General features: G+C 66.7%; 14 protein-coding genes. 10 read left to right on the forward strand and 4 right to left on the reverse strand.

Annotated features, from left to right (window positions below):
- On the forward strand, positions 1 to 700 hold a 700-nt coding region (locus tag Q0U08_RS11115), incomplete at its 5' end, for an alpha/beta hydrolase (RefSeq protein ID WP_298091502.1).
- Positions 697 to 1,380 carry a tetratricopeptide repeat protein gene (locus Q0U08_RS11120; protein WP_298091503.1) on the forward strand — a complete coding sequence of 228 codons (684 nt, stop codon included), beginning with the start codon at positions 697 to 699 and terminating at the stop codon, positions 1,378 to 1,380. The genes Q0U08_RS11115 and Q0U08_RS11120, both read left to right, overlap by 4 nt.
- 55 nt (positions 1,381 to 1,435) lie before the next feature.
- Here the strand turns inward: Q0U08_RS11120 and Q0U08_RS11125 are convergent, their stop codons facing one another.
- Positions 1,436 to 2,137 (reverse strand): SIMPL domain-containing protein, encoded by a 702-nt coding sequence (locus Q0U08_RS11125; RefSeq protein ID WP_298091504.1) that lies wholly within the window; start codon positions 2,135 to 2,137, stop codon positions 1,436 to 1,438.
- Positions 2,138 to 2,237: 100 nt separating this feature from the next.
- Between Q0U08_RS11125 and Q0U08_RS11130 the strand changes: the two genes are divergently transcribed.
- From Q0U08_RS11130 to Q0U08_RS11145, 4 genes are read left to right on the forward strand one after another with little or no spacing between them, the layout of a single operon-like run.
- The gene (locus Q0U08_RS11130; protein WP_298091505.1) at positions 2,238 to 2,672 is read left to right on the forward strand and encodes a VOC family protein; all 435 of its coding nucleotides are present in this window, start codon (positions 2,238 to 2,240) and stop codon (positions 2,670 to 2,672) included.
- Positions 2,672 to 3,391 (forward strand): hydroxyacylglutathione hydrolase, encoded by a 720-nt coding sequence (gene gloB / locus Q0U08_RS11135; RefSeq protein ID WP_298091506.1) that lies wholly within the window; start codon positions 2,672 to 2,674, stop codon positions 3,389 to 3,391. The genes Q0U08_RS11130 and gloB overlap by 1 nt, the downstream gene beginning before the upstream one ends.
- A gap of 33 nt (positions 3,392 to 3,424) precedes the next feature.
- On the forward strand, positions 3,425 to 3,844 hold the full coding sequence (locus Q0U08_RS11140) for a hypothetical protein (RefSeq protein WP_298091507.1): 420 nt from the start codon (positions 3,425 to 3,427) through the stop codon (positions 3,842 to 3,844).
- Positions 3,844 to 4,209 carry a hypothetical protein gene (locus Q0U08_RS11145; RefSeq protein WP_298091508.1) on the forward strand — a complete coding sequence of 122 codons (366 nt, stop codon included), beginning with the start codon at positions 3,844 to 3,846 and terminating at the stop codon, positions 4,207 to 4,209. Before Q0U08_RS11140 ends, Q0U08_RS11145 begins: the two co-directional genes overlap by 1 nt.
- 33 nt (positions 4,210 to 4,242) lie before the next feature.
- On the opposite strand, the gene hslU is transcribed toward Q0U08_RS11145, so the two are convergent.
- From hslU to phaR, 3 genes are all read right to left on the reverse strand, one after another.
- Positions 4,243 to 5,541 (reverse strand): ATP-dependent protease ATPase subunit HslU, encoded by a 1,299-nt coding sequence (hslU, locus tag Q0U08_RS11150; RefSeq protein WP_298091509.1) that lies wholly within the window; start codon positions 5,539 to 5,541, stop codon positions 4,243 to 4,245.
- A 73-nt stretch (positions 5,542 to 5,614) separates the two neighbouring features.
- A complete protein-coding gene (gene hslV, locus Q0U08_RS11155) occupies positions 5,615 to 6,157 on the reverse strand; it encodes an ATP-dependent protease subunit HslV (RefSeq protein WP_298091510.1) in 543 nt (180 codons plus the stop codon).
- Between the two features lie 131 nt (positions 6,158 to 6,288).
- Positions 6,289 to 6,846 (reverse strand): polyhydroxyalkanoate synthesis repressor PhaR, encoded by a 558-nt coding sequence (gene phaR / locus Q0U08_RS11160; RefSeq protein ID WP_298091511.1) that lies wholly within the window; start codon positions 6,844 to 6,846, stop codon positions 6,289 to 6,291.
- Positions 6,847 to 6,926: 80 nt separating this feature from the next.
- On the opposite strand from phaR, the gene Q0U08_RS11165 reads away from it, so the two are divergent.
- The 4 genes from Q0U08_RS11165 to Q0U08_RS11180 form a co-directional block, all read left to right on the forward strand.
- Positions 6,927 to 7,934, forward strand: coding sequence for an alpha/beta fold hydrolase (locus tag Q0U08_RS11165; RefSeq protein ID WP_298091512.1), 1,008 nt, complete (start codon positions 6,927 to 6,929; stop codon positions 7,932 to 7,934).
- Positions 7,935 to 7,956: 22 nt separating this feature from the next.
- Complete coding sequence (locus tag Q0U08_RS11170) at positions 7,957 to 9,129, forward strand: acetyl-CoA C-acetyltransferase (protein ID WP_298091513.1); 1,173 nt, start codon at positions 7,957 to 7,959, stop codon at positions 9,127 to 9,129.
- 181 nt (positions 9,130 to 9,310) lie between these two features.
- Positions 9,311 to 12,580 (forward strand): TonB-dependent receptor, encoded by a 3,270-nt coding sequence (locus Q0U08_RS11175; protein ID WP_298091514.1) that lies wholly within the window; start codon positions 9,311 to 9,313, stop codon positions 12,578 to 12,580.
- A gap of 74 nt (positions 12,581 to 12,654) precedes the next feature.
- Positions 12,655 to 13,543, forward strand: an 889-nt coding sequence (locus tag Q0U08_RS11180; protein ID WP_298091515.1) for a 2OG-Fe(II) oxygenase, incomplete at its 3' end; no start/stop codon positions are given.

The raw sequence follows: 13,543 nt of genomic DNA on the forward strand, positions 1-13,543 counted from the left end.
CCTCGCTTATCACCACACGCCCGGGACCGGCCCCACCATCCTGTTCCTGCCGGGCTATGCCTCGGATATGCAGGGGTCCAAGGCGCTCGCGCTGGAGGCATGGGCGCGCGCGCAGGGCCGCGCCTTTCTGCGCTTCGACTATGGTGGATGCGGCCAGTCCGAAGGCGCGTTCGAGGATCAGTCGCTGGCCGACTGGCGTGACGATGTCTGCGCGATGCTGGACGATGTGGTGGAAGGACCGGTGGTGCTGGTCGGCTCGTCGATGGGCGGTTGGCTGATGCTGCTCGCCGCCAGGGCACGGGGCGACCGGGTCAAGGCGCTGGTCGGCATCGCCCCCGCCCCCGACTTCACCGACTGGGGCTTCACCATGGAGGAGAAGATGGCGCTGTTGCAGCAGGGCCGTATCACCCGCGCCAATCCCTATGGACCCGAACCGACGCTCTACACCCGCAACTTCTGGTCGTCGGGGGAGGCCAATCGTCTGATGTTCGGCGAGATCGCCTTCGACGGCCCGGTCCGCTTCCTGCAAGGCCAGCAGGACAGGGACGTCCCGTGGCAGCGTACCGTGCGGCTGGCCGAGTTGATCCGTTCAGCCGATGTGCAGACGCTGCTCGTCAAGGACGGCGACCACCGGTTGTCGCGGGAGGAGGACATCGCCCTTCTCGTCCGCGCCGTCGAGGATGTTCTGGCCCGCTTATGATCCTGCCCCTGCTGCTCGCCCTCGCCACCCAAGCCGGCGCGTCCTGCGCGACCGAGCCGAAGGACGCGACCCCGGCGGCGCGCGCCGCGGCGACGCAGTGCCGCGGCCTGGCGCTGGCGGCGGGCAAGAACTGGGCCGGGGCGGCGCAGGCGTTCGAGCAGGCGGCGGGCCTGGCGGGCCGCGACCGCGCCGCCGGCTATTGGGCGCAGGCCGGCAATGCCTGGCTGGCCGGCGGCGATACGGCAAAGGCAAAGGCGGCGCTGGACCGCGCCCTTGCCGCCGGTACGCTGACCGGACTGGATCTGGGCGAGGCGCAACTGGACCATGCCCGCGTGCTGGTGGCGGAAGGAAATCTGGCTGGCGCCCGCACCGACCTGAACGCCGCCCTGACCAATGCGCCACAGGACCCGCTCGCCTGGCTGCTGTCGGCGACGCTGGCACGGCGGATGGGCGACCTGCCCCGCGCCAAGGCCGATATCGCCCAGGCCCTAGAACGATCGAGCGACGACGCCTCGGTACAGCTTGAGGCCGGCAACATCGCCGCCAGCGACGGGGACGAGGCCGGCGCCCGCGCCGCCTGGACCGCGGCGATGCGGGTCGCGCCCACCAGCCCGGCCGGGATCAGCGCACGCGCCGCGCTGGTACAGTTCGGCCCGATCCCTTCGGCGGTGACGCGGTAGGGCGAAGGGCGGACGGATCAGGATTGATGCATGGCGGAAGCAAACCCGAAGCCTGTCAGTCCAGGTAGAAATCCACCGTCGTCACCACCCGCACCTTCTTCAGCGGCGTATCCGCCACGCCGTACCCGGATTGCTCGCCGTCCCGCGCCTCGATCGAGAAATAGCCCTGGCTGGCGCTCTTGATCCCACCCACACCGGTATCGCTGTCCTTGGCGAACTGCTCGGCCGCCGCGCGGGCATCGCGGGTCGCCTCCGCCACCATCGCCGGCTTGATCGCGTTGAGCCTGGTGAAGCTGTAGGAGATACCCGACCCTTCCTGCAGCACCACGCCCTGCCGGACCAGATCGAACTGCCGCGCCACCGCCCGCCTGGCGCGCGCGATGTCGGTGGTGCGCAGTTGCAGCCGCTGGTTGATCGTCACCGTCTGCACGCCGTTCATGTAATTCTGGTTCGCGCCCGCCCCCGCCGCGGTCAGCGCGTCGGCGGGAAAGCCCAGTTGCGTGAAGAAGGCGCGGATCGTCTGCGTATCGCGGTCGATCGCCGCCTGTACCTGCGCGGCATCGGTACCCTGTTCTGAATAGTTCAGCGTCCACACCGCCAGATCCGCCGTCACGTTGCGCTCCGCCAGCCCGCGCACCGTGACCGAGCGGTCGGCGTGGCGCGCGCGGGTCAATCCGTCACCCAGCAGATAGCCGCCGACGATCAACCCGACCGCCACCAGCGCCGCCGCCGGCACCAGTCCCGAACGCACTGCCATTCCCCGGCTTTCCATCACCGTCCCACCTCCCATATAGCCGCGGCACATGCTGCGCGCCGCTTCCTGAACGGTGGCTGATGCAGATCAATGGAGTTGTTGCATGACCAAGTACCTCCACACCATGATCCGGGTCGCCGACCCTGATGCGACGATCCGTTTCTTCGCCCTGCTGGGGCTGGAGGAGGTGCGGCGCATCGACAATGAACAGGGCCGGTTCACGCTGATCTTCCTGGCGAGCAAGGATGATCAGGCGATCGGCGACCGCCGGGTCGAGGTGGAGCTGACCCACAACTGGGACCCCGAAGACTATACCGGCGGCCGTAATTTCGGCCACCTCGCCTACCGCGTCGATGACGTGTACGACACCTGCCAGCGGCTGGCCGATGCCGGCGTGACGATCAATCGCCCGCCGCGCGACGGCCACATGGCGTTCGTGAAGACGCCCGACGGCATCTCGATCGAACTGCTTCAGGCCGGCGAGCCCAAGGCGCCGGCGGAGCCCTGGGCCTCGATGCCCAACACCGGAAGCTGGTGATGGTGGAGATCGTCCGCGTTCCCGTGCTCGGCGACAATTACGCCTGGCTGGTGCACGATGCGGGGGAAACGGTGGTGGTCGATCCGGGCGAGGCGGCACCCGTGCTGGCCGCCGCCGCGGCGCGCGGATGGGCGATCGGGCAGGTGTGGACGACCCACTGGCACCCCGATCACACCGGCGGCAATGCCGAGTTGAAGGCGGCGGGCGCCCGGCTTTTCGGCCCCGCGGCGGAAACCGCGAAGATCGTTGGGCTCGATACGTTGCTGGCGGAGGGCGACACCGTGCGCGTCGGCGACACCACCGCACGGATATGGGAGGTGCCGGGGCATACCGCCGGCCATATCGCCTTCCATCTGGAGGATGACGCCGCGATCTTCACCGGCGATACGCTGTTCGCCATGGGATGCGGCCGCTTGTTTGAGGGCACCGCCGAGCAGATGCACGGCAACATGCGCCGTTATGCCCGGTTGCCCGACGACACGCGCGTCTATTGCGGGCACGAATATACGCAAGGCAACGGCCGCTATGCGCGGGTTGCCGAGCCGGACAATCTTGCGATCGTCGAGCGGATGGCCACGGTGGATGCGATGCGCGCCGCCGGTGAGGCAACCGTGCCGACCACGATTGGCCTGGAACGCGCGACGAACCCCTTTCTACGGTCGGTGGATCCGGAGGAATTGGCACGCCACCGTGCAGCCAAAGACGCTTTCAGCGGTTGATATCGGGCGTACGGGATAGACGGAGTTTTCAAGGTGAGATTGATCAGCCTGCTCCCGCTTCTCGGCATGGCGGCCGCCTGTGCCCCCACCGCCGCGCAGCAGGAGGCGCAAGCCGAACGCGCCGCGACCGAGCGGACGCAGCTTGCCAAGGCGCTGCAGGGCCTGACCCCGGACCAGCCGCGCAACTGCATGCCGCAATTCCCCTCCCGCCAGGTACGCGCCTATGGCCCGACCATCGTCTACACGGTCAGCCGCAGCCTGAAATATGTCAGCCAGACGCAAGGGGGGTGCGAAAGCCTCAGCACCAATGGCCGCAATGACATATTGGTGACGCGCACCCCCATTGGCCAGCTATGCGCCGGCGACATCGCGCAGACCGTGGACCGGGTATCCGGCTTCTTCACCGGCAGTTGCAGCTTTGGGGAGTTCACCCCTTATCGGCGGGCCAAGTGATGCGCGGCGTCGGCCTCGTCATCACGCTGGCCCTGCCGCTGGCACTCGGCGCGGCGGCAAAGGATCCGCTGGCCGGGCGTGTGGCAGGAAAGCCGGTCAACTGCATCGACACCAGCACGGTCGGCAGCGGCCCGATCATCGTCGACAACAAGACGATCCTGTATCAGCGCGGCAGCCGGACATGGAAGACCTCGCCGATCGGCGCCTGCCCGGCGCTGCGCCCGCTAACCACGCTGATCATGATCCGGTACGGCAGTCAGCTATGCCGCAACGATCGTTTCCGCGTGCTGGAACCGGGCGTATCGATCCCCTCCGCCTTTTGCCGGTTCGACGCCTTCACGCCCTATGACCGGGTGAAGAAATAGGCACGGCCTGGCCGACCGTGCCAATTTCCTGGCTTACAACACGAACCGGCTGAGGTCGGTATTGCGGGCAACGGCCGCCAGTTGCTTCTCCACATAGGCCGCATCGACGGTCAGCGTCTCGCCCTGACGGTCCTCCGCCTCGAAGCTCACTTCCTCCAGCAGCTTCTCCATCACCGTCTGCAGGCGGCGGGCGCCGATATTCTCCACCTCGCCATTCACCTCCGCGGCGATGCGCGCAACCGCGGCAATCCCTTCCTCCGTGAAGTTCACCTCGACCCCCTCGGTCGCGATCAGCGCCTTGTACTGCGCCGGCAGCGACGCCTTGGTGTCCGACAGGATCGACACGAAATCGGCCTCGGTCAGCGCCTTCAGCTCGACCCGAATCGGCAGGCGCCCCTGCAACTCGGGCAGCAGGTCGCTGGGCTTGGCGACGTGGAATGCGCCCGACGCGATGAACAGGATATGGTCCGTCTTCATCGGCCCGTATTTGGTGGCGACCGTCGTCCCTTCGATCAGCGGCAACAGGTCGCGCTGCACGCCTTCACGGCTGACCGATCCGCCGCGCACGTCGCTGACCGCGATCTTGTCGATCTCGTCCAGGAAGACGATGCCGTTGGCCTCCGCGTCCGCCAGCGCGGTGCGGTTTACGTCGTCTTGGTCCAGCCGCTTGTCGGCCTCTTCCTCGACCAGCTTCTCCCAGGCCGCCTGCACGGTCAGCTTGCGCCGCTTCAGTTGCTGGCCGCCGCCGAATGCCTTGCCCATCATCTCGGACAGGTTGATCATCTGCGGCGCCCCGCCGGGCAGCTCGAACGGCATGGAGGGCGCCTGTTCCAGCTCGATCTCGATCTCGGTTTGATCCAGATGCCCGTCACGAAAGCGCTGGCGGAACGCCTCGCGTGTCGCCTGGCTCGAATCCTTGCCGACCAGCGCATCGAGCAGACGGTTGAGCGCCGCCTCCTCCGCCTTGTCCTTCACCGCGGCGCGACGACGCTCCTTCTCCAGTCGGATCGCCTCCTCGACCAGATCACGCGCGATCTGCTCCACATCGCGCCCGACATACCCGACCTCGGTGAACTTGGTCGCCTCCACCTTCACGAACGGCGCATCCGCCAACTTCGCCAAACGCCGGGAGATTTCGGTCTTGCCGCAGCCGGTGGGCCCGATCATCAGGATGTTCTTGGGCGTCACCTCGTCGCGCAGATCGGCACCCAGCCGCTGCCGGCGCCAGCGGTTGCGCAGGGCCACCGCAACGGCACGCTTGGCCTCGGTCTGGCCGATGATGTGCGCGTCCAGCGCCGCGACGATCGCCTTGGGGGTCAGTTGGTCGTTCATTCTATACTCGCTCCTCTCCCATGCGCGGGAGAGGCTGGGGAAGGAAAAGGCCGCAACCGGGCCACAAAATGCTTCAGGCGACCGCGTCCAGCGCTTCCAGGGTCAGGCGATCGTTGGTGTACACGCACACCTCGGCCGCGATGCCCATCGCCTTGCGCACGATCATCTCGGCGTCCTGTTCATAGTCAGACAGCGCCCGTGCCGCGGCGAGCGCATAATTACCGCCGGAGCCGATCGCGCAGATGCCACCTTCCGGCTCCAGCACATCGCCATTGCCGGTCAGGATCAGCGTCGCCTCCTTGTCGGCGACGATCATCATCGCCTCCAGGTTGCGAAGAAACTTGTCGGTGCGCCAGTCCTTGGCCAGTTCGACCGCGGCACGCATCAGATGGCCGTTATGCCGCTCCAGCTTGGCTTCCAGCCGCTCGAACAGCGTAAAGGCGTCCGCCGTCGCGCCGGCAAACCCGCCGATGACGGAGCCGTCGCCCAGTCGCCGCACCTTGCGGGCGTTGGGCTTCATCACCGTCTGGCCCATCGAGACCTGGCCGTCCCCGCCTATCACCACCCGACCACCGCGTCGGACCGAACAAATCGTGGTGCCATGCCAGACCGGCATGGCGTTCTCATTCCCGCTCATGGCGGCGCATATGGAGGTACGGCAGCCCGGGTTCAACGGGCTGGGTTCAACGGTTGGGGTTCAACGGGTGCCGGCGCCCTCCCTCCGTGACGAGGAAGGGCGGGCAGGCGTCAGCCCAGTTTCTCGATCTTGTCCTTCAGGCTGGCCAGTTCCGCCTTCAGCGCGGCCAGTTCCTCGTCCTTGTTGCCAGCCGGTGCGGGTGCCGGCGCCGGCGCCGCCGCCACCGGCGGCTTGAAGCCTTGCGCCGCCGCCTCGAACATCGCCAGGTTGCGCTTGGCGATGTCGGCGAACGGGGTATGTGCGAATGCCCCCTCGACCGCGGACTTGAACTGTTCCTGGTTCCGGCGGAAACTGTCCATCGACGCTTCCAGATAGCCGGGGACCACCGCCTGCATCGAATCGCCATACATCGAGATCAACTGACGCAGGAAGCTGACCGGCAGCATCGTCTGCCCGCGGCTCTCCTCCTCCATGATGATCTGGGTCAGCACATTGTGCGTGATATCGTCGTCCGTCTTGGCGTCGACCACCTTGAAGTCGCGTCCTTCACGCGTCATCGCCGCCAGATGCTCCAGCGTGATGTAGGACGATGTTTCGGTATTGTAGAGCCGCCGGTTCGCGTATTTCTTGATGATCACGATACCGTCGGGTGCCAGGCCCTTCTTCATGCTCCCTCCCCATTTACAAGAACATGCCGAACCCTAACGCCATAGATTTCGCACCGCAACACGGACCTAGGCCTTTACCCTTGTTCCTGGCGTTGCTGCGCAGCGAAACCGCAGCAGAGCCGGAGCGGCAGGCCAGGGCGCTTGCGGGCCTGCGTGCCTTTCAGGAGGCGCCCCGGCTTCGACCGCAGCGCCCGCTGCCCGCCCGGCGCCGCCAGGGTCGGGCCCGGCTCCGCGGCGCGGGTCCGGACGATGGCCGACAGGTGCTGTTCGTCCCTTCCCTCATCAACCCGCCGGCCATCCTGGATCTGTCGCGCGAAACGTCGCTGGTCCGCTGGCTGGCCCGGCGGGGCCATCGCTGCTGGCTGCTCGACTGGGGCACGCCGCAACGAAGCGACCGCGACATGGACGTGACCGCGCATGTCGAACGCATCCTGATCCCGCTGATCGCACAGCTGCCGTCGCCGCCGGTGCTGGTCGGATATTGTCTCGGTGGCACGCTGGCGATGGCGGCGGCGGCGCGCACGAAGGTGGCGGGACTCGCGACCATCGCCGCGCCGTGGCACTTTTCCGGCTATGGCGAGGCCGCACGCGCGATGCAGGCGCAGTGGTCCGCGACGCATGCCGTGGCGCAGACGTTGGGCCTGGTACCCATGGAGGCGTTGCAGGCCGGCTTCTGGCAGATCGACCCAGTACGCACGATAAATAAATATGCCGCCTTCGCCGATCTCGCTCCCCGCAGCGAAGCGGCGCAGGCATTTATCCGGCTGGAGGACTGGGCCAATGCCGGCCCGCCCCTTCCCTATGCCTTCGGGCGTCAACTGTTTGAGGCGATGGTGGGCGAAGACCAGCCCGGTCGCGGCGTGTGGCGCGTGGGCGGCGCAAATGTCACCCTTGGCCAGATCGACTGCCCAACCGTCGAATTCGTGTCATCGACCGATCGTATCGTTCCCGCCGCCACCGCCGCAGGGCTGCCCGATCGCCGCGTGTCGGCGGCGGGCCATGTCGGCATGGTGGTCGGCCGCCGGGCGATGGGCGATTTATGGTCCCCGCTTGCCGACTGGATCGAGGCACTGCCACGGCATACATAGAACCGGAACGAGAGGAGTATCCATGACCGAGATCGTGATTACCGCCGCCAAGCGCACCCCCGTGGGCAGCTTTCTGGGCGCCTTTGCCACCACGCCGGCGCACGAACTGGGCCGCATCGCCATCGAGGCCGCGCTGGAGCAGGCGGGCGTAAAGGGCGAGGAGGTGTCCGAGGTGATTCTGGGTCAGGTGCTCACCGCGGCGCAGGGGCAGAACCCGGCACGACAGGCGTCGATGGCGGCGGGCATTCCCAAGGAGGTTCCGGCCTGGGGCGTGAACCAGGTCTGCGGATCGGGCCTGCGCGCGGTGGCGCTGGCGGCGCAGGCGGTGGCGACGGGCGACGCGACGATCGTTGTCGCGGGCGGCCAGGAGTCCATGTCGCTCTCGCCCCACGCACAGACGATGCGGGGCGGCACCAAGATGGGGGCGGTCAGCCTGGTCGACACCATGGTGCATGACGGCCTGACCGATGTCTTCAACGGCTATCACATGGGCATCACCGCCGAGAATCTGGCCGAGCAGTATCAGGTGACCCGCGGCGAGCAGGACGCCTTTTCGGTCCGCTCGCAGAACCTGGCCGAAAAGGCCCGCGCCGACGGCCGCTTCAAGGACGAGATCGCGCCCGTCACGATCAAGGGTCGCAAGGGCGACACGGTGGTCGCCGACGACGAATATATCCGCGCCGGCGTGACCGAGGACAGCGTGTCGGGCGTCCGCCCTGCGTTCAAGAAGGACGGCACCGTCACCGCCGCCAATGCCAGCGGCCTGAACGACGGCGCCGCCGCGCTGGTCATCATGAGCCGCGAGGAAGCCGAGAAGCGCGGCACGCCCGTGCTGGCGACGATCAAGAGCTGGGCGTCCGCCGGGGTCGATCCCTCGGTCATGGGCATCGGCCCGGTTCCCGCCACCCGCCGCGCGCTCGAAAAGGCCGGCTGGACGGTCGGCGACCTGGATCTCATCGAAGCGAACGAAGCCTTTGCCGCCCAGGCGCTGTCGGTCGGCAAGGAGCTCGGCTGGGATGCGGACAAGGTCAACGTCAATGGCGGGGCGATCGCGATCGGCCATCCGATCGGCGCATCGGGCGCCCGGGTGCTGACGACTCTGCTGTACGAAATGCAGAAGCGCGATGCGAAAAAGGGGCTCGCCACGCTGTGCATCGGCGGCGGCATGGGCATCGCGATGTGCGTGGAACGGTAACGGAATGAAAAATAATTACATTGTTTTACTATGTAAGAATTAGCATTTAAATTACAACAATGTAACGTTGCTGCAACACCGCTGACCGATTTTTTCAGCGTGTAACTATTTTTGATTGCGTTTGAGTCGCTTAGATTCTTCCTTGCTCCCAACGGGCATCCTCGCCCGTTGGGGGACATCCATGAATCTGCATCGCCTTCTTGGCGCGACCGCACTGGCGGGTACTCTTTTCCTGAGCCCGTTCGCGCTCGCCCAGACCACCACCGGCACCACGCCCGAAGCCGACGCGGCGACCGAAATCGAAACGAACGACGCCGACACGCGCGTGAATTCCGGCGCCGACCGTAGCGGCGAGATCGTCATCACCGGGTCGCGCATTCGCACGCCAAACGAGATTTCGGCCGTTCCGGTCACCACCATTTCGGTGCAGCAGCTGACGCAGACGGCGCGCACCTCGATCGGTGACGTGCTGAACGACCTGCCGCAGCTCCAGAGCACCTACAGCCAGTCGAACTCGACCCGCTTCCTGGGCACCGGCGGCCTCAACCTGCTCGACCTGCGCGGCCTGGGTACCTCGCGTACGCTGGTGCTGGTCAACGGCCGCCGCCATGTCGGCGCGGACATCCTGAACAACGCCGTATCGGTCGACGTGAACACGATCCCGACCGATCTGGTCGAAGCGGTCGACCTCGTCACCGGCGGCAATTCGGCCGTGTACGGTTCGGACGCGATCGCGGGCGTCGTCAACTTCCGCCTGAAGAACAACTTCGAGGGCCTGCAGCTTCGCGCGCAGGGCGGCGTGACCGACGAGAGCGACGCGGGCAGCTACTTCATCAGCGCGACCGCCGGCAAGAACTTCGCCGAGGGTCGCGGCAACATCGCGGTCAACCTGGAATACACCCATTCCGAGGATCTGTTCGCGTCCGACCGCCGTCAATATCGCCAGACCGACGGCTTCATCACGACCAACGTCGATGCCGCCGGCGCCGGCGTTAACGGCAACCTGAACTTTGACGGCCGCCCCGACGCGACCTTCTTCCGCGACATTCGCGTCGGCACCTTCTCCGACGGCGGCCTCGTCTCCTTCGCCGGCGCGGCCCCTGGCGCCAACACCCCCGCCCGCTGCGGCCGCGACGGCCTCGGCCGCGCCTTCACCTGCAACTACCTGTTCCAGCCAGGCGGCACGCTCGCCGCGCAGACGGGCAGCGCGGTCGGTGTAGCGCAGGGTTCGGCCACCGCGCCCTCGGCCAGCCCCGCCGGCGTCAGCTATATCGGTGGCAACGGCAACACCCGTCGCGAAGGCGTGCTGGTCCAGTTGCTTCCGCGCCTCGACCGTTATGCCGCCAACCTGATCGGCCACTTCGACATCTCCGACGCCTTCGTGCCGTTCATCGAGGCGAAGTATGTCCGCACTGAGTCGGTCTCGCTTGGCGGTTCGGGTCCGGCCTTCTTCACGGGCAGCACCATCGATGCTCTGTACGAGCGTCCGCGCCTCGACAATCCGTTCCTCAGTTCGGATGCACGCGCCACGCTGACGGCGCAGGCGCTGGCTTCGGTCAACAACGGCCTCAACCCCGGCACCGGCGCCGCGCTGACCGCAGCCCAGCAGGCTACGCTGCGCGACCAGATCAACTCGGGCGCCTACCGCTTCATCCTGCGCAAGAACCTGACCGATCTGGGTTCGCGCGCCGAGGAAGCAACGCGTGAGACCTTCCGCATCGTTGGCGGCGTACGCGGCGACTTCGCGCAGAACCTGAACTATGAATTCTCCGTCAACTACGGCGAGTTCAAGGAGAAGACCCGCGTTCTCGGCAACGTCGACGTGCAGCGTCTGTCGCTGGGCCTCGACGCGGTTCGCGATCCGACCACCGGCCAGATCGTCTGCGGCGCACGCCTTGACCCGACCCGTGCAAACGGCACCGGTGCGGATTTGGGCGGCAACGCCGCCAACCTGGCCGCCGACATCGCCGCCTGTCAGCCGATCAATCCGTTCGGCACGGGCAGCATCTCGGACGCCGCCCGCAACTATGTGCTGCGCGACACCACCTCGCAGGGCAAGATCACGCAGCTCGACATTCTGGGCGTCGTCGCAGGTGACACCTCGGCGTTCTTCAACCTGCCGGGCGGCGGCATCGGCTTCTCGATCGGCGGCGAATATCGCCGTGAAACGAACGAGTTCCGCGCCGATCCTTTTGTCGAGCAGGGCTACACCTTCTATAACGCACTGGCGCCGTTCGATCCGCCCGCGTTCGAGGTGAAGGAAGCGTTCGGCGAGCTTCGCGTTCCGCTGCTCAAGGACACCTTCCTGACCAAGGAAGTGACCCTGGGCGCCTCGGGCCGCGTGTCCGACTATAAGGGTTCGGCCGGCACCGTTTACAGCTACAACCTGCGCGGTGAATGGGCACCGATCGAGGATATCCGCTTCCGTGCCAATTACGGCCGGGCGGTGCGCGCTCCTAACCTGAGCGAGCAGTTCTCGGCCGCCGGCCAGAACTTCGCGCCGGGCTTCCTCGACCCCTGCTCGGCGGACAATCTGGCCCGTGGCACGCAGTTCCGCGCCGCCAACTGCGCCGCCGCCGGTATCCCCACCGGCTACAACTTCCAGTACGCGCAGTCGCTGGAAACGCTGAGCGGCGGCAACGAAAATCTAAACGCGGAAAAGTCCGACTCCTACACCTATGGCGCGGTCGTTCAGCCGCGTTTCGCACCGGGCCTGCTGCTCTCGGTCGATTACTACAACATCAAGGTGAACGACGTCATCACGTCGCCGAGCGCACAGAACCTGGTCAACGCGTGCTACGACTCGCCGACGATCGAGGGTAACCAGTTCTGTTCGCAGTTCACCCGTGTCGCCGCCGGTCAGACCGGTCCGAACGGCGAGCAGGCGTTCCGCATCGTGGAGGGCAGCCTGCTGACCATCCCGCTGAACTACGCCAAGCTGCAGGTGCGCGGTATCGACTATCAGGTCGGGTATAACCGCCGCATCGGCGACGTCCGCATGAACGCGACGGTGATCTACACCCACATCCTGCAGAACGACAGCTTCCTGAACCCGGTGCAGCCGGGCTTCGCGAACCGTCTGAACGGGGAACTGGGCTATCCGAAGCATCAGGTTTCGGCGTTCATCAATGCCGACTTCGGCCCGGTCTATGTGAACACCTCGTTCCGCTACCTGTCGAAGCAGTCGGTGGGTGCGATCGAGAACACCGAGACGGTACAGGGTCGTCCGCCGCAGAACCTCGACGATTTCGACATCCAGTTCTATCCGGATGTCCTCTACATCGGCGCGAAGTTCGGCATCAACGTGACCGAGCGGACCGACTTCTACTTCGGTATCGACAACATCACCGATCGTCTGCCGCCGCTCGGCTCGACCGGTATCGGCGAAGGCAGCGGCATCTTCGACAACGTCGGTCGTCGCTTCTACGCGGGCATCACCGCTCGCTTCTGAGGCACCGAGATCTAATCGTCGAATAGGAAGGGCCGGTGGTTTCCACCGGCCCTTTTTCGTGCAGGATGAGCCACATGCACCAGGACCCGATTGCCGCCGCCCAGACCCTGCTCGCCGCCGGCCAACAGAACGAGGCGATTGCCGCGATCGACCGCGCCGCCGCCACCGGCCATGCCGGTGCATTGTTCCAGCGGGCATTCTGGCATCTGGTCGGCCAGCCGCTACCGCGCGACCTCCCCAGGGCTCGTGCCGACCTGCGGCGTGCGGTCGCGGGCGGACACCGCGAGGCCCGCCTGATGGAGATCACCCTTGCCGCCAATGGCACCGGCGCGCCGGCGGACTGGTCGGGATCGATGGCCCTGCTGCGCACGGCCGCCGAAAGCGACCGGGATGCTGCCGCGCTGCTCCACCTGCTCGACGCGATGACGCTCGACGCCGGGGGTGCCCCCCGTCACCTGCCGCCGATCGAATCCCTGACGCCCGATGGCAGTGTCGCGCGCGTTCCGAGCCTGCTCACCCCGGCGGAATGCGCGCATATCGCCAACAGCGCGGCCGACCTGCTTGCCCCCGCCTTTGTCGTCGATCCGCGCACCGGGCGCAGCGTACCGCACCCGATCCGCACCTCCGATGCCGCGGTGATCGGCCCCTTGCGCGAGGACCCGGTGATCCGCGCGATCAACCACCGGCTTGCCGCGGCCAGCCGGACGCCGATCGGCGCCGGCGAAGCGCTGACGGTGTTGCGCTACCAGCCGGGGCAGCAGTTCCGCCTGCATTCCGATATCCTGCCACAAACCCGCAACCAGCGGGTGACGACCGTTCTGGTCTATCTGAACGACGGCTTCACCGGCGGCGAGACGGTGTTTCCGGATCATGGACTGACCATCGCCCCGCACGCCGGCGACGCGGTCATCTTCACCAATGTCGATGCCGCCGGCCGCCCCGCCGCCGCCGCACGCCATGCCG

The sequence above is a fragment of the uncultured Sphingomonas sp. genome, assembly GCF_946477935.1.
Taxonomy (GTDB): domain Bacteria; phylum Pseudomonadota; class Alphaproteobacteria; order Sphingomonadales; family Sphingomonadaceae; genus Sphingomonas.